Raw genomic sequence first — 24,290 nt, 5'->3', positions numbered from 1 at the left:
GGTGTGTGCGGTGGTCGCCGCGTCGGTGGCGGCGGTGGGCGCGGGCCCGCCCGCCGGGCCGTCAGCGCGCGGTCAGGCCCCAGACCAGGGCCAGCGCCGCGGCGAGGGCGAGCGCGCCCATCCCCCAGCGGATGGCCCGGTACTTGGCGGTCAGGATCGAGCTGACGTCCACGGCCTGGACGAGCAGCCACTCGGCGGGGTCCCGCCCGGCCTCGGTGATCCGGGCGTACAGCCACGCGAGGTCGCGGGAGGCCACCAGGTCACCGAAGTACGTCACCCCGTCCCGGCCGCGGACCGTGCCGGTGCGCGGCATGAGCGCCGCGACCAGCGCGGCCACCGCGACCACCCAGAGCAGCCCGGCGAGCGCCAGCATCACGTCGACCGGGCCCCGCCAGCCGGGAGCGCCGTGCCAGCCGAGCAGGAACGCCGGCAGCGCCAGCGTCCCCGACAGCAGCACGGCCGCCTTGGAGTCGGCCCGGCCCAGGTCCTCGCGGACCGTGGTCAGCAGCAACTCGGCGATGCGCTCCCCCGACCGGTCCGGGCTGGGCCGACCCCCGTGCGGCTCTGGCCCGGCCGGTTCGGGGGAGGCACGCCGCCCGCCCTCGGCGGTCCCGGTGGCCGGTTCCCCGCCCGTGGCGGTCACCGGTCCTCCTCCGCCCAGTCCCAGCCGCCGTCGCGCGAGCGTCTGCGGGCGCGCGGCGGCAGGTCCTCGGCGTCCTCGTCCGCCCCGGGCCCGGCCCGGTACGGCGGTTCCTCCGCCACCCAGTCCGGGGTGAACGGCTCGGGGCGGGCCGGTTCCAGCCGGGCGGTCTCCCGGCGGGCGGGCACCGAGCCGATGGGCCCCTGGATCGGGCGGCCACGGCCCTGGTTGAGGAGGTTCAGGGCCTGGGTCTCCACGTCGTTGGACTGGATCTGACCGCTGGCGACCATGTCGAACAGCCGCTCCACGCGCTCCCGTTCGTCCTGCCGGCCCTCCTGGCGGATCTGCTCCAGGAAGTCCTTGGCCCGCTCGGGGTCGGCCGCCAGCATGAAGCTGAGCTGCTCCAGGTCGCCGCCGCGCAGCATGGTCCGGAAGGCGTCCTGCCGCACCCCGGTCAGTTCCGCCGAGGCCCGCGCGTCGCGGATCTCGGCGGAGTGCTCGATGGTCCGGTCGTCCACCCGCAGCCGTACGTACAGCCGCACCCGCAGCCCGAGTTCGGCGCCCAGGCTGTCCCAGCGGCCGCCCGCGCACTCCCGGGTCAGGGCCCGGTCCGCCTGCTCGGCCTCGGTCACCCGGTACGTCGAGGTGACCTCGCGCAGCCGCTCGAGGACCGGCGCGGTGAGCCGCCGTCCCACGTCGGTCACGACCTCGACGGCGGCCAGGTGGGGGTCGGTCACGGACCAGTGGATGTCCACCTCGGCCTTGAAGAAGGTCGTGCCGCCGGCGGCCGGGAGGTCCATCCGCAGCCGCGTCTGGTACGTCCCGAGCGCGATCTCGCAGACGTTGTACGGCCGGGCCAGCGCCCGCTTGTCGACGTGCCGGGTGCCGGAGACGGTGACCACGCTGTACCCGCCGTTGCGGTAGAACAGCACCGAGGCCCGCTGGGCGCTCACCTGCGGATGCCCCCCGGTCGGCGGGTACTCCCGCAGGAAGGGGCCCGCGGGGCCCGTGCCCGGCTCCCCGGCCGCCTCCGCCGCGTGCACGTCCTCAGCCATGCCTTGCCTCCTCGCGCGTCCGGTCCCGTGCCGCGACGGCGAGCCACCACAGGGAGCGCGCCTGCGCGTCGGGGAGCGGATCCTCCGGATCGTTCATCATTCGGCGCAGCAGCCAGTCCAGCCGCCGCCGGTCGTGCTCCTCGGTGGTCAGCGCGGGCAGCAGCGCCGCGAGCCCCGGCCGGGCCCACTCGCCGCCGTCACGGCGCACGGCCGAGCGCAGCAGCGTCTCCAGCGCGTCGGTCGCCACCTCCCTCGAGCGCGGCGTGTTCAGCGCGGTCCACAGCAGGTCGGCCATGGAGTGCACGAGTTCGGGCCGGGCGGCGGCGAGGGCGAGCGGCAGCGGCCAGTCGCCGCGGTCGCCCAGCGGTGAGCCGGAGTCGTCGGCCAGCACCTCGTCCACCGTCGTCACCGCGAGCCGCACGGTGGTCACCAGCCCGAGGTCCTGGTGGACCTCGCGCTTGTGGTGGGTCCACTCGGCCATCCGCCGCAGCACGGCCGCCGCGTCGGGGAGCGCCAGCAGCCGTACGACGTTGAAGGAGGCGACGGCGAGCTGGTCGCCCTCGTCGCGGACCGCGATCCGGGCCAGCGCGTCCAGCGTGTCGCCGGTCGTGGCCGCGCAGTTGCCGTAACCCAGCGCCATGGCGGCCGTCCAGCGCAGCGCCTTGGTGCCGTACCGGCTCCAGTCGCCGACCACCTTGTGCACGGCGCGGCGGTGCGATGCGTGACCGGCGGCCTGGTCCAGGGCGGTGGCCGCGAAGACCCGGCGCCGGGGGGTGACCGCTTCGGCGAGCGGACGGATCAGCTCCGCGTAGCCGTGGTCGAAGTCCCGTATGCACAGCTCCCCCGCGGCGACCGCGGCCCGCATCCACACCGGCGAGCGCGGGTCGTCGGCCAGTTGCCGCAGCCACCGCACCACCGGGGCCCGGGCGGCGAAGTGCCGGTCCCACAGTTCGCTGAGCACCGCGGACGGCAGGGCCGGCCCCCGGTACCAGATCAGCCGGGAGGGGACCTCGGCACCGGCCACCTCGACCCGGCCGTCGTCGGTCCTGGCCCGGGAGAGGGCGAGGTCGGAGCGCGGGTCGTCGCAGAACAGCGGGCGGGCGGGGGTGCGGTCGGGGTCGGCCTGTACGGAGAGTTCCCAGGTCAGCAGGTGGGCGGCGGCGGCCACGGCGCTGTGCGACGCGCCGCCCAGGACCGCCAGGGCGATCCGGAACGCCACCGGGTGGAACAGGCTCGCCGTCCCCTGCCGTTCGCCGTCCGGCTCGTCCCCGGCCGGTGCCGCCAGTGCCCGGTCCACCCCGGCGAACCACTCCTGCGCCTGACGGGCGGCGAGGCTGCGGCAGTCCGACAGCAACTGCCCGTAGCCGAGGTCCCCCCGCACGTGCCCGGCCAGCAGGGAGGCGAGCACCTCGGCCTCGGCGGGGCGCAGGTCGTCCAGTCCGACGGCGTCCCTGACCTCGGGCCGGGACCACAGGGCCTTCGCGTCGGCGAGCAGGCCGGCCGTGCGCCCGGCGTCGTCCCCGGCCTCGGCCGTGTGTTCCTCCAGTAGCTCCCGCAGCCGGGTGGTGAGCAGCTCCTCGGTGGGCGCGGGCGGGCACAGCGCTCCGTACCGCCCGCCGAGCATGGGGTCGGCCGCCGAGCCGAGCGGCACGACGACCACGGCGAAGGCCTCCCGGCGGGCCAGGGCGGCGGCGAGCTCGTCGAGGTCCATCTCGTCGGGCACGGGCGCGCCGGGCCGGGTGAGGGAAAGTTCCAGCAGGTAGCCGGAGAAGTCCCCCGCCTCCTCGCTCCCGTCCCCCAGGCAGCCGGCCAGCCGCCGGGTCTCGCCGGCCGTGTCCACCCGCCGCACCCGGGCCGCAGCCCCCGGGCCGGTGCCGTCGGCCGGGCCGGTGACCTCGTCGAGCAGGGAGAGCGCGGTGCTGGTGCGCCCGGTGCCCGGCGCGGCCCCCAGCACCAGCAGCCGGCGGGCGGTGAGCGCCTCCCGCAGCCGCACGTAGCCGTCGGGCTCCACGTGGACCCGGCGCAGCCTGCGCAGCTCCTCCTCGGGCACCGGCCCGCCGCGCAGCGCCGAACCGGACCGGCGGGCGTCCATCCGCAGGTGGATGTCGCCGATGTGGGCGCTGGCGAAGTAGGAGCGGTCGAAGGTGTTCAGGTCCCGCCCCGCGTCGAACAGCATGCGGGTGGCGCGCCGCGCCCGAGCGGCGGCGGCGAGGTCGGTGGGCGCGTCCTCGCCCTGCTCCTCGGCGAGCGGGTCACGGGTGTGCTCCCGGAACCGCCCGGCGGCGCGCTCCCGTTCCCGCTCCTGCTCCTCCCGCTCCTGCTCCTGCCGCTCCTGCTCGGCGGCGTCCCCGCCGGCCCCCTCGCCGTCCCCGGCCCGGTCCCCGTCGCCGGCCCGGTCCCTCGTCCCGGCCCGGTCCCCGTCCTTCTCCCCGGCCCGGTCCCTCTTCCCCGCCCGGTCCCCGTCCCCGGCGCCGGCCCCCCGGGGTGCCTTGGCCCGGTCGTCGTTCCGCCCCTTGTCCCGGGCCCTCCCGCCCGCCCCCGGCGTGCGGGCGTCCTCGGCCTCGCGGGCCCCGTCCTGGTCCTCGCTCACTCGCCGCCCCCCTTCCGGGAACGGGCGCCGTCGGTGATCCGGCCGATGTGCACGGGCTGCTGGTACACGTTGTCGTGGTGCTGCGACATGTCACCGTGGACGGTGTAGCGGACGCCCGCCGCCCCGGAGCCGAGGCCGCCCTCCTCGTCCCGGTCGTCGCTGCCGTCCGCGAAGGCGCTCGCCCCGCCGTCCGGCACCGGACCGCCCGCGGCGGCCGGACCGCCCGCAGCCGCCGGTTCCGACGCGGCCGGCTCGGCCGGGATCTCCGGGGCGGCCCGCCCCGGAAGGTGGAACCAGGCGGTGACCTCGCCCTCCTTCAGCTTCAGCCGCGCCGACGCGTAGCGCGCGGCCTCGATGAACTTGCCGCCGCCGCTGATCACGTCCTCGTACAACGAGTCGGAGGCGACCAGCACCAGGTCGGCCTTCTCGGCGTCCAGCAGCCGCCGGGCGACGGGGGAGTCGGCGAGCCGGCAGGCGAGGTCGACGGCGCGTCCGCTGATGCCCCGGGCGTCGTGGCGGACCGGGCCCACGTGCATGCCGATCCGCAGGCCGAGCGGCACCCGCAGGGCCCGGTTCTCGTCCCGCAGCATCTCGTGCACCTCGACCAGCCACAGACCGAGCAGCCGGGTCACCGCGATCCGGCCGGCCACCGCCAGCAGCACGCCGTCGCCGCGGTCCTCCATGTGCACGGCGTCCCGGGCCACCCTGGCGTGCGCGAACGCCGTCTCCAGCACGCGGTAGATCCGCTCGCGCATACGCGGCTTGTCGACGTCGTCGTACTCGCCGGAACGTCTGGCGTCGACGCTGATCACCAACTCGTAGCGTGCCTCGGTGAGATCCATGGCGTCGTCGTTCACCCGTGCCCCCTGCTGGCTGCCGGTCCGTCTGCTTGCCGTCCCCGTCAGCTTCCGGCCCGGGACGAGGGCCGTCTGTAGCCGTTTACACACGGCGGGACGTGGATCTACTCCTGATGGCCTTCCGCGAGGAGGGCGAGCAACGCGGGGTCGAGGATCTCCACCATCCGGTTGCCGGTCCGCACGATGTTCTGGGTCCGCAGCAGCCGCAGTGCCTTTGCGACGGCTTCCCGGGTCGCTCCCACCGTGGCGGCGAGCTCGTCCTGCGCGAGGTGGACGACGGAGACGGCCGCGGAGGTGGCCGGTGAGGCCGAAGTGGCCCGTGAGAAGGAGGAGTAGGGCCCGGAGGTGTCGGGCCTCGACAGTTCGATGAGCCGATGGGCCAGGCGCTGGAGGACGGTGAGCGAGGCGAGGGCGGACCGTTCCTGATCGGCGCTGCGCAGCCGGGAGGTGAGCTGGCGTATCACCAGCCCGCTGACGCGGGGGTGCAGGGCCAGGAAGCGGCGGAAGGCGTCCCCGCCGATCACCTGGGCCTCGGTCGGGCCCAGCGCCCGCACGGTGGCACTGCGGGGGTGGCGGTCCAGGGCGGCCATCTCGCCGAGCAGTTCACCGGGGCCGCGCAGCCCGAGTATCAGCCGGGTGGCGCCCCGGTCGGTCGCGACGGAGACGGTCACCCAGCCGGCCAGGACGATCAGTACATGACTGGACCGGTCGCCCTCGATCAGTAAATGGGCATCGGCCGGATAGCGCTTCCGGCTGCCGAGGGCCATCACGCTCTCGCGCTCCTGGACGGTCAGCGCCTGCGCGAACGCGAGCTCGTCGCCGAGCAGTCCCATGGCTACGCCCCCCGCCGCAGTCCGGACGCCTGGTGCTTGGTTGGCGTTGATGGTGACAGAGTGACGTCCCGGAGGGAGTGAATTGCGCCACATTCACACTACTGTCCGGTAATGACGGAACCTCCTGGCAGCGGCCCCGCCATGGTCTGCTACCCACCCCGGTCGCACCCTCGTCGGCGACCGTGCGCGACGGCCCCTCGGTCGCTCGCGTACGGGCGTGATCTCCATCTCGGCGCCGGCTGCAGGGTGTCGGCCGCGCCGGTCGGCGGAACCGGGACACGGTGCGGAGTTGGCGGAAACTCGGAATCGTTTCCGGGCGTTCCCGGACTTCGCCGGTCGGCTCCCTCTCACCGGCGTATCGTCCGCGTGGGCCGCTCCGGCCCGCCGCCTGCCCGGATCGCCGTCCACCCTCGACACGTCGAAGGGCCCCCTGTTTCCAGGGGGCCCTTCGACGTTAGTGCCCGGTGAGGCACTGGCGGAGGATACGAGATTCGAACTCGTGAGGGGTTGCCCCCAACACGCTTTCCAAATGTTCGTCTGGGGGTTCGGGGATGTACGGGAACGTCCTGACCTGCGGCGGAACGGATGTCGGTGAAAGCTCCGGACGGCGCTGAACGGAGGTGAATGCAACCAGAACTGCAACCAGAGAAGGCCGCGTTTCCCCTGGTCAGCGATGGCGCCAAGGTAGTGTCAGGACCGCGTGGGTGATGGACTCTCGCGCGGGGGTCATCCGGCGTCTTCTTCATCGTTCAGGTGCTGCATCGCAAGGGGGAACTCGTCCGGGTGCCGCTTCAGTCGTGCCATCACCCAGGCGGTGCGGGCATCCATGCCCGGCCCGAAATCGGCTGCCAGGCGGCGGGCCTGCCAGGTCGTTTGAGGCGCGAGGGCCCAGCGCCAGAACTGGAGTCGTACACGGCCGGTGCGGGCGGCCACCCTTCCTCCTGGCTCGGGAGCATTCTGCGGAGGAGGGCCGGTTTCACACGCCACGTTTGTTTCTTCGGCCACGGTGCGAGTGTTGCCGCGTATCCCGCGCCTACGGAGTCGATCGGCTCGATGACCACCGGAAAGAGCGATGGAGCAGGCCGTCGTTGACGTCCGGGGTGTTCGAGTCACCCTCGGTGCGTCATCCGATCCGGCCACGGCCGAATCGCGCCCTTCTCGCGCTGCCTCGGTCGGCTCACACTGCGGTACACGGACCTGTGGGGGAGGACTTCGACGATGACGAGGCGTGGGCGGGGTGCGGCTGCTCGTAGACGACGAGCGACGCGGCTGAAGTCGGCGGCGGTCGGCGGTGGCCTGGTGTTGGTCCTGCTCATCGTCTTCTGGTCGGTCGTGTGGCCGTACGTCACGGGGGCTGTGGTCCTCGGCGGCGTCACAGCGGCGGGATGGTGGCTCCGGCGTACGGACCGGCTCGTGCGTGGGCGGGACCGTCTCTGGCGGCAGGAAGAGGCGGTGAAGGCCGGCCACCGGACGCTTGCCGAGGTGGACACGATGACCGGCACCGAGTTCGAGGATCTGGTCGCGAGCCTGTGCCGACGGGACGGATGCACCGACGTCCGGCGCGTGGGTGGCGCCAACGACAACGGCGCCGATGTTGTCGGCCGTCTCCCGGACGGCCGGAGCGTGGTGATTCAGTGCAAGCGCTATACGCCGACCAGCACGATCGCGAGCCGCGAACTGCGCGATCTGCTGGGCGCCAAGGTGCACTTCGGGGCCGACCTGGCCGTGTTCGTGACGACCACGCGGTTCAGCCGTCCCTCCGAGAAGTTCGCGCTGCAGCACGGAATCCTCGCTGTGCACCGGGACCACTTCGGGCTGTGGAACAACGGGGCCTCGCTGCTGTCCCTGAGTGAAGTGAACGGCCGCGGGCAGGGCGACTCCCGGCATCAAGCACGTTGGAAGCGGGCGTACGGGAAGTGATCTTCCCCCTAAGTAGCCGTCTCCGTCGTCGGGTTGCCCGCGCGACAGGCGTGGACAAACAGGGCCCACGAAGTGGCGCGGAAGACGATCACCCGTTCCTGCGGATCCTTCGAGTCACGGACAACGGCCTTGCCCAGCGGGGGGGGGGTGAGGAATTCCATGCAGTTGTTGTCGTGCCCGCTGTAGCTGCTCTTGACCCATATGCGGGTCGGCGCGGTATCCATCAACGCTGCACGTCCTTGTCATGTCCAGTCCGGGGCACTTCGTCATCGTGAAGGCTTGATCCGAAGGCGTCAAGGTGAGCCTGTCGGCAGGCGACTGTGTCGGGATGTTCCTCGCCGAGGACACGGATGCACGCTTCGAGGTTCAGTACGGCCAGGGGTTGCGCCGCTGCCAGATCGCCGGTGCCGGTGAGGATCCGGATCAGCCCCGTGCGCATGGCCAGAGTGTGTGGGTGCTCCGTGCCGAGCACCTCCTCACGGGCGGTGAGGACCGAACGCGCTGCGGCTTCCGCCTCCGACCAACGTTCCTGGGCACACAGGATGCCGGCGAGCAGATCCCGGACGACCAGAGTGCGCGGGTGCTCTGAACCGAGGGAATGCTCCCGCTCCGCGAGCGTGGCGGAGGTGAGGGCCTCGGCCTCATCGAGGCGGCCCAGTCGGTACAGGGCCCAGGCCAGTGTGTGGCGTGCCGCGAGCGTATACGGGCTGGTCGGGCCGTAGGTTGCTTCGCTGGTGGCGAGGTTGGCGCGGGCCAGAGCTTCGGCCTCGCCCCAGCGCTGCTGCTCACCGATGGCTTCGGCCAGGCAGGCGGTACTCATGATCGTGTCGGCGTGCTCGGACCCGAGGACCCGCTTGCGGCCGTCGACGGCGCGGCGCAGGTGCCGCTCGTCCTCAGCCCACTCGCCCAGCCCGTACAGGGCCAGGCCCAGCGCGTGGGCGCTGTCGAGCGTCTGGACGTGGTCGGGACCGAGCTGTGTCTCACGGGTGTGCAGGACTTCGCGGTGCATCTCGGCGGCCTCGGCGTAACGTCCCAAGTCCCCCAAGGAGCAGGCGAGTGCGTATCGGTCGTCGAGCAATTCGGCCTCCGTGGCAGCGGACACGGACGGGGGGACGCGTACGGCGGACTCCGCGAGGAGGTGCGCCGAGGTGTAGTCGCCGCGTTCGCGGCTCTGGTCGCGAAGGTAGCGGACAAGGCCGAGGGCCTTCGGTGTGGCGACCGAGTGGGCGGCGGCAGTGCGGCCCAGCAACGCCAGCGCATGCGGCGTGAAGAGCCGCATCGTCTGGGCGTCGAGGCAGGTGCCCTCGGCTTCACCGTCGTGCAGAAGATGGTCCAACAGTTGGGTGGCGGAGGCCAGCACGCCCTCGCGCTGGTCGAGGGGGATGCGAGCGGCCACGGTGTCCAAGAGGAGCGCGTGGGCCTGGAGGGAGCGGACGCTGGGCAGGCCGACGTCTCCGGGAACGTTGAGGTCCGCCACCATGGACTGCGACATCAGCCCCCGCAGGGCGGCGTCCGCCTTCCGCGTGGGGAGCGGCGGCTCGGCCTGGGCGAGGGTGGTGAGTCGGAGCCGCTGGGCGTGGAACAGGCCGATGGGCAGGGGGTCGGGCGCGTAGCAGGACAGTAGCCACATCAGTGTGGTTGCCTCGGGGACGCCTCGGTCGGCCAGAGCGTCCAGCGAGATCTGCCACGTGGAGCTGATCAGCCGGCGCAGGTCACGTTCGTCCGGGTCGGCGGCTTCGTCCAGGGTGCCGCTCGGATCGTCGCGCAGGCGCTGGAGGAACTCGTCCACGGTGACGGGATCGAGTAGCCGCTGGCCGAGATAGGCGCCGGCGAGGGTGAGCGCGAGTGGATGGCAGCCGAGGCCGTTCGCGAGCTTCTCCAGCGCCGCTTGGTCGTAGTCGCTCACGTTGAGGTCACGCAGGACGCACACGGCGTCGTCCAGGCCGAGGACGTCGAGGTGGCGACGGTCGGCGTCCTGCCACAGGGGCGCGCTGCCGTGCCGCGTCGTGACGAGCACGGTGCCACGCCGAGAGCCGCGCAGCCAGCCGCCGTCGCCGAACACGCTCGGGTCGTCGGCGTTGTCCAGGACGAGCAGCCAGGGTTCGGCGGAGGCATCGAGGCACTGCCAGACGAGATCGGCGGCGGGGCGTTGTCCGACCCGAGCCGCCTCCACCTGGCCCGGGTCGGCGCCACGGTCGAGGGCGACGGCCAGCATGCCGGCACGGAACGCGACCTCGGTGGCCGCGTTCACCCACAATCCCACCACGCCTCGTGCCGCGACCTCGTGGAAGAGCTCCTCGGCGAGGACGGTCTTTCCGCTGCCCGCGGTGCCGTGGAAGACGAACTTCGCGGGCGCATCGTAGGGATGACTGATGGCGTGCAGCACGTCGCGGCGTATGTCGTGACGGTCCCGGACGGGGGAGGGCGATCGCGCGGCGAGCGGCACGCGCACCGAGTCCGGCCCCGACCGGTCGGACGCGGCGGGATCGGGCCTCGCACCGTGGTGGACGACGTACTGTCCGATCTCCCCGATGTACTGGTCCCGCGAGGCGCTGTTCCAGCGGGCGTGATCCCTGATGACGATGTCGCTGTCCGACGGAGCCGGTGTCGTCGGTCTCGATGGTTCGCCCATGGACTACCGCCGCGCCGTGTTGCCCGGAGTCGTGACTGACCGCAGGGAACGGCCCACGCTCATGGGGTGGCTACAGGTCATGGCCAGCGAACTCCCCTTGCTGGAGGGCTTGGACGAAGTACACCCACGAGCGATCCATGAAGTCGATCACTGGACCCTCGGGCACCTTTGAGTCGCGAACCGGAGCTCTCTGCGGCGGGGGGGGGGTCTGTATCTCTACGCAGCCGTTGTCAGCACCGCTGTAGCTGCTCTTGCGCCAAACCCGTATCGGCCCGGTCACGACTCCTCTTCCTCCTGCTCAACTACACCGGAATCAACCGATTTTGTCTGGACTGCTGCACCTGCTGCCTCGCACTCCGCACGGCAGACCAGCGTATCCGGGTGATCGTCTCCGAGCACGCTCACACAGGCGGCCAGAGTACGAGCGGACAGCTCCCCCGCCTCGTCGGCACGCCCGATGCCGCGCAGGATCCGGGACAGCATGATCTCGATGGAGAGGGTGTGCGGATGCTCCGGCCCGAGAATTTGCTGACGCACAGCGCGTACTGACTGCGCCGCTTCCAGTGCCTTGGGCCACTGACCGAGGTGAGACAGGACATCTGCCAGACGCTGTCGCGCGGCGAGCGTGCGTGGGTGGTCCGCCCCGAGCACTCGCTCGCTGCCTGCCAGCGTGGCTCGGGTATGGACTGCCGCCTCTTCCCACTCCCCGGTACCGGCAAGCACCAGGCGAGGGCGATACGACTCAGCAGGGTGTGAGGGTGGTCGTCGCCGAGGGCCCGCTCGCTCACTTCGAGGTTCTCGGCCGCCAGCTGACGGGCTTCGTCCCAGCGCTTCTGCTGGCCTATGGCTTCGGCCAGCCTGCCTCGGCTGTCGATGGTGTCCGGATGCGTGGCCCCCAAGGCGAGGGCACGCCCGTCTGCGGCGCGGCGCATGGACCGTTCGTCCTCCGCCCAGCGGCCGAGGCCGTACAAAGCGATACCGAGGGCGTGCGCGCTGTCCAGGGTCTCCGGGTGCTCGCGGCCGAGCAGGGCCTCTCGTGCTTCGAGCGTGGCTCGGTGAACCGTGGCCGCCTCGTCGAAGTGGCCGAGGGCTGTCAGTACCCGGCCGCGCTCGTGGCGGTCGGTCAGGGCTTCTGGGGTTCCCTGGCCGTCGGTGACGTGGGCAGCGTCGTCTGCGAGAGCGCGGGCCGTGGCGTAGTCGCCGCGCACATACGACTGATCGCGAAGGTCGCGGACGATGGCCAGAGCCGACGAGGTTGCCGCGTCCGCGCGATGCGCGGCGGCGTGCCTCAGCAGGGCGGCGGCATGGGGCGTGAACAGCCGCAAGGTGTGTGGGTCGACATAGCGGCCCGAGTCCGTGGACAGGAGCCGCCGTAACAGAGCGGTGGCCGATTCCAGCAGCAGCGCACGCTGGTCGACCGGAACGCGCGACGCGACCGTCTCCAGGAGCAGCGGGTGAGCCTGCACGCTGGGCACGGCGGCGGTCCCGGCATCAGCCTTGATGAGCGAGACCAGGGAGTGTCTGGCCAGCCCTTCGAGTGCGAGGTTGGCGCTTTCGCCGGTGAGCGGCGGGAGGGCATGAGGCAGCCCTGTGCCCTCCAGGCCGGTCGATGAGAGCACCCCGACAGGCAGGGGTGCCGCACCGAAGTACGACAGCAGCCTGAGCAACGTCGTCGCCTCGGGAAGGCCCTGCTCGGTCAGGGTGTCCAGTGAGATCTGCCATGTACTGGTGATCAGTCGGCGCAGTTCCTGCTCGCCGGGTTCCGCCCCGCGATCGAGCAGCGACGGGTCGGCGTCAAGGCGCTTCAGGTATTCGTCCACTGAGACCGGCTCCAGGAGTTGTCGGCCGAGGTAGGTGCCGGCGAGCGACAGTGCCAGCGGGTGGCCGCCCAGCCGCCGCGCCAGCAGTTCCAGCTTGGCGGTGTCCTCCGCGCTGACCAGGAGATCCCGCAGCACGTCGACAGCGTAGGAGATGTCGAGAACGTCGAGTCGATGCTTGGCGGCCCGGCGCCATACGGCGGCGTCCCGGAGCCGAGTCGTGATCAGTACGATGCCGCGGCTGCTCGATCGCAGCCAGGCGCCATGGCCGAACACGGACGGATCGTCCGCGTTGTCCAGGACGAGCAGCCAGGGCTCGGGCGAGCTGTGCAGATAGTGCCAGACGAAATCCGCGTCCGGACGGCGGCCCTCCCGCGCCGCGTCGACCTCCTGCTGCGAGGCACCCCGGTCGTGTGCCACGGCCAGCATCCCGGACCGGAACGACGAGCGGTCGGAGGCGTTGACCCACAGCCCCACGACTCCATGGTCGGCAACGGCTTCGTCGAACACCGTCTGGGACAACGCGGTCTTTCCGCTGCCCGCCATGCCATGGACGACGTGCAGACCGTTTGCCGCGGTCGCAGGGGCGGCGATCGCTTTGAGGAGTGCCTGTCGCACATCGAGCCGGTCCCGCAGCGGCGAACTCAGCGGAGCAGCCAGGGGAGTACGTACCGACTCGGGGCTCGCCCATCCCAACCCGAATCCTGGAACGGGTGGTTCGGACTGATGGACGGGGTACTCCACGATGATCTGGTTGCCGGCGGCTTGGTACACCCGGCCGTGCCCGTCCGTGACAGCCCGCAGGACGTGGCCCCCGTGAGGAGCGCCCGGGTACCCCGTCACCGCTCGACGATGTGCTGGTCCCGGCCGGCCTGGTAGACCCGCCCGTGTCCGGACGCGTGAGCATGCATCTGCACTGCGGGAACGGGAGGCCGTTCATCCTCGGGCAGGGAGGCACGCGCCTCGGCCAGGATCTCCTCAAGGTCCTGAGCGATGGACGGATCGGCGGCAAGAAGGCGCCTCAGCCTGCGGCGCCAGTCACGCTCCAGGTCCTCGGCGCATTCGGAGTCGCCCTCGTGCCGGGCTGCGAGGAGCTCCTCGCGCGTCTCCTCCAGCGCTGTGCCGATCTCGTCGGCTTGCACAGGGCGTGCCCGACGCCACAGAGCCACCACGCCGTCGCGTGTCCGCTGCCATGCATCGGTGGCCATCAGCCCGACGACGGTGATCCCCGCGGTCTGCGCCAGCACCTCTGGATCCATGACCGACTCCCCCGTACCTCTGGATACTTGACGACGATGATGGGCAGCGGTTCGCCGAGCCAGTAGATGATCTGAGCCATCGTCGCTTGGACAGCGAAGTGTCTGGCCGAAACCCACCCCTGGTGCCCGACGCAACCTCACCGGCCTCAAGCGGGAAGCCCCGCGGCGGACTGCTGTCCAGTCCTGGGATCGATCTGACGCCCGCCCAGGTAAGCCGAACTCCTGTAGCTTTGTCGCGGTTTACCAGTTTCACACGAGGAGGCTCCTCCGTGCCCACATTCGACGTGGACGACGTGACCATCGGAACGATCTCGATCCCTGAGACAAGATTCATATTCGGGGATCACTTCCCGGAAGTTCGGAAGCGACCCATCTGTGAGGGGTGGGGGTTCGACATTGAGTTGTCGGCCGTCCTCGATATCCTAGAGGCGGTGAGCAGTGGGCAGATGTCTGCTGAAGGTGCGCGCAGGGGGCTCCTCGAATCGGTGAGTCGCATGTACGGGCCCAACGGCTGCATCGATTACGAATCGGCTGAGGATCGATGGGCTTGGTGCGAGCGGGACGGAGGCTGCGAAGCGTGCCATCGCCATCGAAGCGACTTCGAACGCCTGGTTGAGGATGCCGAAGAATTCTGGCGAAGGTACCAACAGCCAGAGACGTATCCTTTCACTGCAGGCAAGAAGAGTTTGCATGAAACTGACTGCTCGGTGGTGAAGCGTGCGATGCCAAATCAATTCGTTCGGCCGACGGCAACGAAATTTGACAGCGCTCTACGCGATTACGCCCACGCAGCAAATCCGCTCATGCCAACCGGGAACTACGAGACCTTTGATGGCGGTTGGGATAGGGCGGCAACTTACCCAACCTTTCGTCCTATGGCAGCCTCCGAAGCGCGGGCATGGATTGCCCAGAATACCGGCCCTAAGGGCGGAAGAAACTATAAGCAATGCCGTCTCTGTTCTCCCGCACCATGAGCTTCTGTCTGCTCCCTTCCTAAGCGGCGCTCAGGCGAAACCCTCGTCCGGTGCGCTGACGCGAGGCTTTCGCGCTGCGGCATCGGACGGGGCGACTCCCGGCACCGAACACGCTGGAAGCGAGCGTCCGGCGAGTATCTGGCCTAGTTGGAGGCGCGAGGCCGGTTACTCGCCGGACGTTCGCCGCGCGAGCTCAGGTTGTGCGGACTCGCTCGTAAACGGCGACGGGGTTACACGCGGGCGGGTACGCCGGCCAGACCGTCGTCGCCATCCTCGCCGTCTTCGCTGGGCTTTTTGCGGTCGCGTGCTCCGTCGAGACTGTCGAGGCCCACACGGAGGAAGTCCGCGAGAGTGTTGGCGGTCTCCGCTCCGGCTGAGGCGCCGGGCAGGCCCTCGTCGATACGCAGGCCGGAAGTGGTGTGGGCCACCGAGTACCCCAGTTCCTGGAGGACGCCGGTGAGCGCGTGATGCACGTAAGCGCGTGTACTGCGGTGCAGGAGGCCGGCTCGTCCGTCGGCGAGTCCTTCGGTCTGTTCACGGGCTGAGGCTGAGCGCGCGGTGGTGGAGACGAACCACTCCAGTGACGCGGCCCTCGTTCCGGCTGACGAGATCAGCACACCGACGGCCCGAGTACGGTCGTCCGTGTCCGCGACGGGAAGTCCCATGCCTTTGCACAGGATCTCGATTTCGGTTGCGATGTGGTTGCTGTCGTGACGGTGGGTAGCCATGTGGGAAGCGCTCGTCGGGAATTGCTAGGCGGCGGCTCGGCCGGCTGGCCTCTGCCCCATGTAGTACTCCAAGGTGACCTGCATGCCCTGGAGTGTTTCCACGAGCTGCTCAAGCTGGGACTTGGTCTCCTCCAGCTCGTTTCGGTAGGACTCCGCGCGCCGTTCGGCCGCGACCCTCCCCTGCTTCTCCTTGGCAACGCGACGCAGTGCGGCAGGGGGGAGGGTGCGGTCTCCCCCCTTGGGAGATCCAGGAATCCCGAGCTGTCGCTTGCGCCTCTGCACCCAACCGTTCACGGTCTTGCGTGAGACCTCGTACTCGATGCTCACCTCCAGCACGGTCTTGGTCTCGGCGATCACGAGATCCGCCAGTTCAGCCCGCTTCTCCTGTGGCAACTTTGAATAAAACGTCACTGCGTACCTCTGCCTTTCGATCAAGGACTGTGTCACGCGAAGTAACTACGTCTTGTCAGGAGAGATGCGAATGCAGCTGGAATCCCATCCGATTGTGCGACAAGCAGCGCTGAGGGTGACGCGGTGTCAACAGGATGAGCTACTGGGATTGCTGGGGCCCGGTGAGGGCGTCGGAGTCACTGCTGTCGGTGGCAACCAGAAGTGCACCAGCGAGAGCTCGGTTGCTGTTGATCAGCGCCGGCACCGAGTCGGTGCCAGGGACCCAATTGGCGGCGAGGTCTCGCGTGGGGATCAGCCGGTGTGACAACCCCGTGATCAAGCACGGAGCCAATCAGCTGTAGCCCTTATCCCTTCCTGTAGTGGGGTGGGCGTGATCGTCGAGAAGAGTGCTCGCAGCCGCGTGCCGTCGGCCTGCGAGTGGGGCACGTCACCGACGCGGTGGGCGGTGCGCTCCCAGAGAGCGCGGAACCCGGTGGCGGCCTCGATCTCTGGGATCAGGTCCAGGAGGGGCGTGCGTGTCCCGAACGCCAGGTTGATCGGCTGAGGGCCGACGACCCGGCGAAGGAGGGAGTCAGCGAGGATCCGGCAGACCGTGGCCACGTACGTGAAGTCCCGTGTCTGGGTGCCGTCCCCATGCACGGTCAGGGGCCGTCCGTCGAGCGTGGCGTTGATCCACTTTGGGATGACCGCGGCGTAGGGATGGTCGGCTCGCTGCCCCGGCCCGTAGACGTTGAAAAAGCGGAAGGGTAGGACCGGCAGGTCGAAGCTGTGGTGGTACGCCCCGAGATACGCCTCCGTGGCGAGCTTGGTGACCGCGTACGGACTCATCGGAGCGGTCGAGAGGTCTTCGTGCTTCGGGAGGTGAGCGTTCGCCCCATAAACGGAGGACGAAGAGGCGGCGATCACGTGCAGGTTACCGGCTCGGCGGGCGGCTTCGAGGACCTGGAGGGTTCCGGTCACGTTGGCATGGTGGCTGGCCAGAGGGTCTTTCACGGAACGCGGTACAGAAGGGAGGGCGGCCAGGTGGACGACGGCGTCCGTGCCATGGAACGCCCGGTCAAGGAGGGCCGGGTCCTGGACGTCGCCCTCCAAGAAGTCGAGGTCGAGGCCCGCGACGTTCTCCTTGAAGCCGGTGGAGAGGTTGTCGATCACCCGGATCTGGCTGATCTCGCGGTGCTCTGTCAAGGTCCGGGCCAGGTTGCTGCCGATGAACCCGGCACCGCCGGTAATCACGATCTTCACGTGGCTTCCCTTCAGAGAGATTCGACGTGTGCGCCGGCGAGCCGGTGGCGGCAGTCGAGGATGTACGGGGCGTGGGCGCTGATCAGGGGGTAGTCGAAGGCGTCGTGCTCGGCGAGCAGGACGACGGCGTCGGCAGCCGCGAGGCCGTCGGGGGTTACTTCGACCCGCTGGAGGTTCTCCAGGCCGGCGGCACGTGGGTGAGCGTCGTCGGTGACGTGGGGGTCGGCCGCTTGGACCTCGGCGCCCATGTCGGTGAGCAGTTCGGCGATGCGCGCTGCCGGAGTCTCACGGGCGTCCCCGGTGTTGGCCTTGTAGGCGAGGCCGAGCAGCAGAATCCGGGAACCGTTGAGGGACTTCCTGCGCTCGTTGAGGCCCTCGACGAGGCGGCGGACCACGTAGTCGGGCATGTGGTTGTTGACGTCGTTCGCCAGCTCGACGAAGCGGAAGTTGCGCCCCAGGGTGCGCTGGACGCGCCAGGACAGATACGACGGATCTATGGGCAGGCAGTGGCCTCCCACCCCCGGTCCCGGGGCGAATCGCATGAATCCGAACGGCTTGGTGGAAGCCGCGTTGATCGCCGACCAGACGTCGATGTCCAGCTCGTGGGCGAAGATCGCCAGCTCGTTGGCGAGCGCGATGTTCACGTGTCGGAAGGTGTTCTCCAGCAGCTTGGTCAGTTCGGCTTCCTTGCAGCTGGCGACAGGAACGACCGTGTCGACGAGGGATCCGTAGAAACGGCGGACAGCTTCCTTGGAGGCGGGGTCGATACCGGAGATGACCTTGGGAGTGTTCTCCAGCTTCCACGTGGAGTTGCCGGGGTCTATGCGCTCAGGGCTGTAGCCGATGTGGAAGTCGTGGCCGGCGGTCAGGCCGGAGGCGCGTTCGAGCACAGGGCCGAAGACTTCCTCGGTCGTGCCGGGGTACGTGGTGGACTCCAGGACGACGGTTGCCCCACGCCCGAGATGGCGGCCGAGTATCCGTGCTGCGTCCTCGACGTGGGACAGGTCCGGCACCCCGTCTCGGAGTGGCGTGGGGACCGTGACGATCGCGACGTCGAAGTCCGCGCAGTCGGACGAGTCGAGGGTCGGTCGGTATGCGCCAGTGGACAGGAGCGGTGCCAGCCGTGCGTGGGGGATGTCCTCGACGTATGACTCTCCGAGCACGAGCCGCTTGACGCGCTGGGCGTCCACGTCGAAGCCGACGACCTTGTGCCCGACCTCGGCCGCTCTGACGGCGAGCGGGAGTCCGACGTACCCCTGCCCGACTACGACGACGCGGAGCTGCTGGAACTGGCGATTCTCGATCATGCATCCCACCTCGTTGGCTTCGGCGAAGGGCAGGGGCGAGGGCGGTGTGCGCGCATCCGCGGCTGTGCGGGGGCCCTAAGATGGGAGGCGCCTCGGCCGTACGAGACTCGCTTGGCCGCCTGTCTCGGACGGCCGAGTGCCTTCTCGTCTCGGGGCGGGCGGGTCCCAAAACCCGCAGGAAGGGCAGACCGCTGGTTCGATACGATGGCGTTGGCCTGCAGTGCCGTACCGTCACTGTGCGTGGCACCAAGAAGCGATCCGAGTGATCGAATCGGCTGCAGCTTCCCGACCTGGGCCCGCCGTGGCACTGCCACCGGCGCCGTACGTACGAAATGGAGCATCCAAGGATGGCTCGACACCTGGTCACCAGCGCGCTTCCCTACATCAACGGGATCAAGCACCTGGGCAACATGGTCGGGTCGATGCTTCCCGCGGATGTGTACTCCAGGTACCTCCGCCAGCGCGGTCACGACGTCCTCTACATCTGTGCCACCGACGAGCACGGCACGCCGGCCGAGCTGGCCGCCAAGGAAGCCGGGCTCTCTGTCGCCGAGTTCTGCGCTCAGGCCCACGACGCGCAGAAGGCCGTCTACGACGGGTTCGAGCTGGCCTTCGACTACTTCGGGCGCAGTTCGTCGCAGCAGAACGTCGAGATCACCCAGCACTTCGCACGCAAGCTGAACGAGAACGGCTTCATCGAAGAGCGCGCCATCCGTCAGGTGTACTCGCCCGTCGACGGCCGATTCCTGCCGGACCGATACGTCGAGGGCACCTGCCCCCACTGTGGCTACGACAAGGCTCGCGGTGACCAGTGCGAGAACTGCACGCGTGTCCTCGACCCCACCGACCTGATCAATCCGCGTTCGGCGATCAGCGGCTCCACGGAGCTTGAGGTCCGCGAGACCAAGCACCTCTTCCTTCTGCAGTCCAAGCTCCAGCACGAGGTCGAAGCGTGGATCGACGCTGTCAGCGAGGAGTGGCCGCAGCTCTCCTCGTCCATCGCCCGCAAGTGGCTGACCGAGGGCCTGCACGACCGGGCGATCACCCGCGACCTCGACTGGGGCGTTCCGGTCCCGGCCGACACCTGGCCCGATCTCGCGGCCGAGGGCAAGGTCTTCTACGTCTGGTTCGACGCCCCGATCGAGTACATCGGCGCGACGAAGGAGTGGGCGGACGCCGCCGCGGACGGCGAGCTTCGTGACTGGAAGACCTGGTGGTACGAGGCTGACGACACCGTCCGCTACACCCAGTTCATGGCGAAGGACAACGTCCCCTTCCACACAGTGATGTTCCCGGCCACCGAGCTGGGAGTGCGCGAGCCGTGGAAGAAGGTCGACTTCGTCAAGGGGTTCAACTGGCTGACGTACTACGGTGGCAAGTTCTCCACGTCTCAGAAGCGTGGCGTCTTCACGGACGCGGCCCTGGAGACCCTTCCCGGTGACTACTGGCGCTACTTCCTGATCGCCAACGCCCCGGAGTCGGACGACTCTTCGTTTACCTGGGAGCACTTCGCCGCCACGGTCAACAAGGACCTGGCCGACACCCTGGGGAACTTCGTCAACCGCGTGCTGTCCTTCTCCCGCAAGCGGTTCGGCGACGAGGTCCCGGCGGGCCACGCGGGCGGCGAGGCGGAGGCGAAACTCGGCGACGAGATCGCACGGCTCCTCGCCGAGTACGAAGAGCATATGGAGGCCCTCCAGTTCCGTAAGGCCGCTGCCGCTCTCCGTGCTCTGTGGTCCGCGGGCAACTCTTACCTGGAGGAGAAGGCTCCGTGGCTGGAGATCAAGACCGACCCGGACGGTGCCGCGCTGACCCTGCGTACCGCGATGAATCTGATCCACCTGTACGCGGTTGTCTCCGAGCCGTTCATTCCGGCCAGCGCCGCTGCCATGCGCGGGGCCTTTGCGCTGGAGGGTGACACCGCGACCTGGGTGACCGCCGAGCAGGCCACGACCCTGGGCGTCGTCCCGGCCGGGACGACGTTCACCGTTCCGCCGGTGCTGTTCGCGAAGATCACTGACGAGGATCTGGAGTCCTACCGCGTGCGCTTCGGCGGTGCCGAGGACGCCTGAGTGTAGCTCTCGCACCTGTACCGCTCGCGCTCTCATCGGGCGGTGCGGGGGCTGAGGCGGCCGGGCAGGTCCGCGACCGGTACGTTCATCAGCCGGACGCAAGGGGCCTGGTCGTCGATTTCGACCCATGTGACGCCTGCGGATCCGGGAACGTGATCGAGGTAGCGGTCGAAGCCGTTACCCGTCAGCCGCAGCAGCAGGCAGGCGATTCCCCCACCGTGCCCGATGAGGACGGTCGTACGGTGTGGCCCCGCACAGACTTCGTCCCAGAGCTGCATGTAGCGGCTTTGGACATCCTCGGACGACTCGCCGCCCGGCGTGCGGAGCTGGTGGATGGGGATGCCTTGGCGGGCGGCTTCGGCTGCTGCGACTCCCCTGGGGCGGCCTCCGAGGTAGCCGCTGTTCTTGGCGGCCAGGCGTTCGTCCACTCGTACGTCGGCGGGGGTGAGCGTGGCGGTCAGCAGCGCGGCGGACTCGCGGCAGCGGGACATCGGGCTGACGAGCATCCGGTCTACGGTGACGCCGGCTGCGGCGAGGCTGTCGCCGACCTTGCGAATGTCATCGCTCCCGCGCTTGCTGAGCCTGCCGCCGACAGCCTGACCTTGGTGGATGCCCCGCAGGTTCTCTTCTGTCTCACCGTGCTTGATCAGGTAGATGTGCTTCGAGCGCATGATGGTGTCCTCTTCTTCGGGTCAGTCCCATTCGCGGACGTCGACACATGCGGATACCGCGTTGGCGACCTGGTCGTGGTCGGCCCGGCTCATGGCGGGGAAGCGGTCGTAGTGCCACTCGATGTAGAGGACGGAGATGAGGTTGATCGTCCCGTCGGCGAGCAGTTTGGTGAGGACGGGATACTCAGCGCCCTCGATGTCCATCTTCACGACGATGTGATCGTCCGTGGTGACGGTCCGGCGCAGCCATGAGCTGAAGTCGGTCGCGGGCACGGCGATGGGTGAGCTGTAGTCGATCTGCTGGTCGTACATGGGCGGCACGACCTTGCCGGGCAACACGGTCGAGCTCTCGTGGTGGCCGAGGAAGAGGTCGATCGTCCCGTCGTGGATCCATACCGCGCTGGAGGAGATCGCCACACGCGGGTGGTGAGGAGCCTGCTCGACTTGCCGACGGATGGAAGGAAGCAGGTCCTTGTTGGGCTCGAACGCGTAGAAGTCGTGATCGGGAAGCTCGCGGATGAAGCGGTTCAGGACGACTCCGAGGTTGGTGCCGCAGTCGATGAAAACCTTGCGCATCAGGTACTCCCGTGGTCGGTGCCGGGTGCGAGGAGGTCGATCTCCTGCACGGTGCGGTTGGTGAGCAGGAGGAAGTCGCCGGTAGCTGGGCGGTAGCAGCGCTCCTCGTAGCGGATCGTGATACGGCGGACAGGTTCCTGACCGCGGTAGGGAGGAAGGTCGCCCCACCTGTAGAGCTGGCCGCCCGGGGCCTTGAGGTGGCGCAGTGACCAGGGCAAGGGGCTTTTCCGGGCGCCGGCGTTGAGACGAGTGAACATCCTGGTCAGGAACGCGATGTGCTCGCGCGCCTGTCGCTCGTCGGTCTGTGTATGGCCGTAGGTCTGTTTGAGCGCGTGCAGCTGATTTCGGTCGCCTTCCGCCTGGACGAGAAGGTCGCGGAGTTTTCGGTCCCAGACGATGCCGAGGTGGCCGTGGAGGACAGGCTCGTCGGTGAGGAAGTAGCCCAGGACGCGGCCGTACTCGCGCTCGTGCGGGCACATGAAGTCGTTGTAGAGACCCAGCTTCGCCCCCGAGATGGTCTCCACCTGCCAATGGACGCGTGCTGTGAAGGGGGAGTCCCACCAGCCCAGGTGCCACGGCTGCCACAGCAGATCGGCGGCACTGAGCAGGAGCACGACGAGCGCAATCAGTGCGGCGGGCCAGCCGAACGCCGAGGCGTACTCCGTACCGGGCAGCAGCGTGACCGTGATCGCGAGGGCGACGTTTGTGCCGATGTTCTCCCAGAAGAGGATCCCGGAGGCGAGGGCCACGACGACGTTGAAAAGGGCGGTTGCCAGCAGGGCAGCGATCAGTAGTCGGCGATCGAGGAACGCGACGGTGCCGGCGACCTCGACGACCAGCGCGAGAAAGTTGACCGGGCGATCGAGGCCGCGTGCACGGCGCAGCACGTGCGACACGGTCTCGGCACGAAGGAAGCGCGCCCAGCCCCAGGAATATGCGGAGGCCATGAGGTAGTGGGTGCGGTTGTGCCAGACCCATGACCAGGGGTACGGCCCCAGGCGAGCCTTGCTCCAGGCCGGTTTGACGTAGTGGGAGAGCGAGACACAGCCGAGGACCAGCGGAAGTACCGCTGCGGAACACGAGGCGCCGAGGAGCATCGCCACGAAGAACCAGGCGAGGTACGCCTTGAGCAGACGCAGGGGCATCATCGCGTGGTGCTTCCAGCCGCGCAGCCTGCCGCAGTACACGGCCAGCCACGGTAGGAGGGCCGTCGGCCACAGGCATGAGGCGGCTGCGAAGAGGAGCAGCAACCGTTTGTCGAGGCGCTGGGGTTCGATGGGCTCCGTGACGTCGTAGTCGCTGGTCGCCCCCTGCCAGGTGAGCAACACGATCACGAAGACGACGAACCAGCGCAGTGGGCCTGGATCGAGCGACGGCCGGAAGACGGCCAGGACCGTGGGGGTGACGCCCACGATCACGGCCGGCAGGAGCGAGCGCCGGCGAGCGAGGGCTCGTACGGTCGGAGAGATCGCGAAGCGATAGCAGACCACTACGGCGGCCACGGATACCCCGATGTTCACCTCTGCGGGGAGTGGAGGAGTCGCCATGACCGTCTACCGCGCGGATCGTGTGAGGGTCCGCTGACTGGCTGCGGACAGGCTCTCCAGGTAGGAGGCGATCCGCTCACGGGGGTCGGACACGAGGTGCTGGTCCCGATGGCGCACGACGTTGTTGCGAAGTTCCCGGCTCCGGCCGAGGAAGTCGAGTACCGCTCCCCGGTTGATGTGCGGTAATGCGGTGCCGAGTTTCGCCTCATCGACGACCCTGGCGCACCAGTGCTGGTCGTATGTGGGCAGCGGAATCAGACAGACCGGTTTACCGAGGACGAAGGCTTCGCTGATGAGGTTGAAGCCGGCGTTGGAGAAGACTGCCTCGGACCGTGCCATGTCGGCGATGAACGCCTCGCGGTCGAAGGTACAGACCTCGATCTTGCCGTCGGTGTACTGGCTCAGCTTACCGAGCTCGTCGGCCTGCGCGTAGATACGCAGGGCGCGGTCTGGTGCGTGGTTCCGGAAGACCTCGGCGAGGTTACGGACGGACTCCTCGGGGCCGTGGTCGAAGTAGCGCGAGAAGTAGGCCGTGGCGAGCGGCTCGGTGGTGACCGGTGCGGAGCGGACCAAGTCCGGGACGACAGGGGCGATGAACTCCACCTGTCCGTCGTCGCCTTCCAACGGGACGTAGGAGCAGATGAAGGACCGGTCGACGTGGGGTGCGAAGTAGCGCAGCCGCTGCTCGTCGGCGGTACGGGCGTACCTTCCAACAGGGGGAAGGTCGAGGTGCCGGTACTTGCTCTGCTGGTCGACGGATATCAGCGGCCTACTGAAGTGGTAGGCGAGTCGCGGAGTGTTGGGCTCGTAGTCGGTGATGAACACGTCCGGGACACCGGTGTCCCGGATGATCCGGCGGAGCCGCAGGTGCTTACCGACGCCGGCGGGTGCCTGCCAGAAGTTGGCGCGTACTGCGTCGCTCGCGTGTATGCGGTCACCCCGGGCCAGCAGGGTCGGCATCCACCCGTCCCACGCGGGGAAGCCGAGGTCCCGGAAGTACTCCACGCGGGCCGAACCGTTGGTGATGATCCGTACTTCGTGGCCGCGGTCGCGGAGGTACTGGGCGATCACGCTCTGCCTGACGGAGTGCCCCATGCCGATGCCGTTGACGCCGATGACCACGCTGAGCGGGCGTGTGTACCCAGACATGTTGATCCCT

Annotated in this window: 22 protein-coding genes and 1 pseudogene; 3 read left to right on the top strand and 20 right to left on the bottom strand. The window is 69.2% G+C overall.

What is annotated here, in order from left to right; translation table 11 throughout:
- Positions 1-61: 61 nt before the first annotated feature.
- From ACGF3H_RS11135 to ACGF3H_RS11110, 6 genes are all read right to left on the bottom strand, one after another.
- Positions 62-643: a Pycsar system effector family protein gene (locus ACGF3H_RS11135; RefSeq protein ID WP_362485969.1), complete on the bottom strand. Its 582-nt coding sequence runs from the start codon at positions 641-643 to the stop codon at positions 62-64.
- Positions 640-1,695 (bottom strand): hypothetical protein, encoded by a 1,056-nt coding sequence (locus ACGF3H_RS11130; protein ID WP_362485967.1) that lies wholly within the window; start codon positions 1,693-1,695, stop codon positions 640-642. Before ACGF3H_RS11130 ends, ACGF3H_RS11135 begins: the two co-directional genes overlap by 4 nt.
- On the bottom strand, positions 1,688-4,285 hold the full coding sequence (locus ACGF3H_RS11125; RefSeq protein WP_362485965.1) for a hypothetical protein: 2,598 nt from the start codon (positions 4,283-4,285) through the stop codon (positions 1,688-1,690). Before ACGF3H_RS11125 ends, ACGF3H_RS11130 begins: the two co-directional genes overlap by 8 nt.
- Positions 4,282-5,142 carry a hypothetical protein gene (locus ACGF3H_RS11120; protein WP_362485963.1) on the bottom strand — a complete coding sequence of 287 codons (861 nt, stop codon included), beginning with the start codon at positions 5,140-5,142 and terminating at the stop codon, positions 4,282-4,284. Before ACGF3H_RS11120 ends, ACGF3H_RS11125 begins: the two co-directional genes overlap by 4 nt.
- A 104-nt stretch (positions 5,143-5,246) precedes the next feature.
- Positions 5,247-5,975, bottom strand: coding sequence for a Crp/Fnr family transcriptional regulator (locus ACGF3H_RS11115; protein WP_362485961.1), 729 nt, complete (start codon positions 5,973-5,975; stop codon positions 5,247-5,249).
- Positions 5,976-6,701: 726 nt separating this feature from the next.
- Complete coding sequence (locus tag ACGF3H_RS11110; RefSeq protein WP_365979568.1) at positions 6,702-6,908, bottom strand: hypothetical protein; 207 nt, start codon at positions 6,906-6,908, stop codon at positions 6,702-6,704.
- Between the two features lie 558 nt (positions 6,909-7,466).
- Here ACGF3H_RS11110 and ACGF3H_RS11105 point away from each other — a divergent pair.
- A complete protein-coding gene (locus ACGF3H_RS11105; RefSeq protein ID WP_393816475.1) occupies positions 7,467-7,895 on the top strand; it encodes a restriction endonuclease in 429 nt (142 codons plus the stop codon).
- Positions 7,896-7,903: 8 nt separating this feature from the next.
- Here the strand turns inward: ACGF3H_RS11105 and ACGF3H_RS11100 are convergent, their stop codons facing one another.
- The 6 genes and pseudogenes from ACGF3H_RS11100 to ACGF3H_RS11075 all read right to left on the bottom strand — a co-directional run bounded on the left by ACGF3H_RS11100 (position 7,904) and on the right by ACGF3H_RS11075 (position 13,603).
- A complete protein-coding gene (locus tag ACGF3H_RS11100) occupies positions 7,904-8,119 on the bottom strand; it encodes a DUF397 domain-containing protein (RefSeq protein WP_365979570.1) in 216 nt (71 codons plus the stop codon).
- Positions 8,119-10,527: a tetratricopeptide repeat protein gene (locus ACGF3H_RS11095; protein WP_365979571.1), complete on the bottom strand. Its 2,409-nt coding sequence runs from the start codon at positions 10,525-10,527 to the stop codon at positions 8,119-8,121. The genes ACGF3H_RS11100 and ACGF3H_RS11095 overlap by 1 nt, the downstream gene beginning before the upstream one ends.
- A 70-nt stretch (positions 10,528-10,597) precedes the next feature.
- A complete protein-coding gene (locus ACGF3H_RS11090) occupies positions 10,598-10,807 on the bottom strand; it encodes a DUF397 domain-containing protein (RefSeq protein WP_365979572.1) in 210 nt (69 codons plus the stop codon).
- Positions 10,804-11,250, bottom strand: a complete 447-nt coding sequence (locus ACGF3H_RS11085; RefSeq protein ID WP_365979647.1) for a tetratricopeptide repeat protein — start codon at positions 11,248-11,250, stop codon at positions 10,804-10,806. The genes ACGF3H_RS11090 and ACGF3H_RS11085 overlap by 4 nt, the downstream gene beginning before the upstream one ends.
- 5 nt (positions 11,251-11,255) lie before the next feature.
- Positions 11,256-12,890, bottom strand: a pseudogene (locus ACGF3H_RS11080) (tetratricopeptide repeat protein); the annotation flags it as partial.
- A 293-nt stretch (positions 12,891-13,183) separates the two neighbouring features.
- The gene (locus ACGF3H_RS11075) at positions 13,184-13,603 is read right to left on the bottom strand and encodes a hypothetical protein (protein WP_365979573.1); all 420 of its coding nucleotides are present in this window, start codon (positions 13,601-13,603) and stop codon (positions 13,184-13,186) included.
- 269 nt (positions 13,604-13,872) lie between these two features.
- On the opposite strand from ACGF3H_RS11075, the gene ACGF3H_RS11070 reads away from it, so the two are divergent.
- Positions 13,873-14,577 (top strand): hypothetical protein, encoded by a 705-nt coding sequence (locus ACGF3H_RS11070; RefSeq protein ID WP_365979574.1) that lies wholly within the window; start codon positions 13,873-13,875, stop codon positions 14,575-14,577.
- A gap of 230 nt (positions 14,578-14,807) precedes the next feature.
- Here the strand turns inward: ACGF3H_RS11070 and ACGF3H_RS11065 are convergent, their stop codons facing one another.
- The 4 genes from ACGF3H_RS11065 to ACGF3H_RS11050 form a co-directional block, all read right to left on the bottom strand.
- Positions 14,808-15,305: a hypothetical protein gene (locus ACGF3H_RS11065; protein ID WP_365979575.1), complete on the bottom strand. Its 498-nt coding sequence runs from the start codon at positions 15,303-15,305 to the stop codon at positions 14,808-14,810.
- 24 nt (positions 15,306-15,329) lie between these two features.
- Positions 15,330-15,752, bottom strand: a complete 423-nt coding sequence (locus tag ACGF3H_RS11060) for a hypothetical protein (protein WP_365979576.1) — start codon at positions 15,750-15,752, stop codon at positions 15,330-15,332.
- A 279-nt stretch (positions 15,753-16,031) separates the two neighbouring features.
- A complete protein-coding gene (locus tag ACGF3H_RS11055) occupies positions 16,032-16,958 on the bottom strand; it encodes an NAD-dependent epimerase/dehydratase family protein (RefSeq protein ID WP_365979577.1) in 927 nt (308 codons plus the stop codon).
- 11 nt (positions 16,959-16,969) lie between these two features.
- Positions 16,970-18,265, bottom strand: coding sequence for a nucleotide sugar dehydrogenase (locus ACGF3H_RS11050; RefSeq protein WP_365979578.1), 1,296 nt, complete (start codon positions 18,263-18,265; stop codon positions 16,970-16,972).
- Between the two features lie 347 nt (positions 18,266-18,612).
- On the opposite strand from ACGF3H_RS11050, the gene metG reads away from it, so the two are divergent.
- Positions 18,613-20,337 (top strand): methionine--tRNA ligase, encoded by a 1,725-nt coding sequence (gene metG, locus ACGF3H_RS11045; RefSeq protein ID WP_062780370.1) that lies wholly within the window; start codon positions 18,613-18,615, stop codon positions 20,335-20,337.
- A gap of 32 nt (positions 20,338-20,369) precedes the next feature.
- Here metG and ACGF3H_RS11040 read toward each other — a convergent pair whose 3' ends face one another.
- Genes ACGF3H_RS11040 through ACGF3H_RS11025 form a run of 4 tightly spaced genes read right to left on the bottom strand, consistent with a single transcriptional unit; the run spans position 20,370 to position 24,280 of the window.
- Positions 20,370-21,008, bottom strand: a complete 639-nt coding sequence (locus tag ACGF3H_RS11040; RefSeq protein ID WP_062780368.1) for a histidine phosphatase family protein — start codon at positions 21,006-21,008, stop codon at positions 20,370-20,372.
- A gap of 21 nt (positions 21,009-21,029) precedes the next feature.
- Positions 21,030-21,584, bottom strand: a complete 555-nt coding sequence (locus ACGF3H_RS11035) for an FkbM family methyltransferase (protein ID WP_365979579.1) — start codon at positions 21,582-21,584, stop codon at positions 21,030-21,032.
- Positions 21,584-23,086: a hypothetical protein gene (locus tag ACGF3H_RS11030; RefSeq protein WP_393518673.1), complete on the bottom strand. Its 1,503-nt coding sequence runs from the start codon at positions 23,084-23,086 to the stop codon at positions 21,584-21,586. Before ACGF3H_RS11030 ends, ACGF3H_RS11035 begins: the two co-directional genes overlap by 1 nt.
- A gap of 51 nt (positions 23,087-23,137) precedes the next feature.
- On the bottom strand, positions 23,138-24,280 hold the full coding sequence (locus tag ACGF3H_RS11025; protein WP_199837779.1) for a glycosyltransferase family protein: 1,143 nt from the start codon (positions 24,278-24,280) through the stop codon (positions 23,138-23,140).
- Positions 24,281-24,290 lie beyond the last annotated feature (10 nt).

This window comes from Streptomyces sp. NPDC048185, from assembly GCF_043202495.1.
In the GTDB taxonomy this organism is placed as follows: domain Bacteria; phylum Actinomycetota; class Actinomycetes; order Streptomycetales; family Streptomycetaceae; genus Streptomyces.
This window is presented reverse-complemented; position numbering and strand designations above follow the sequence as displayed.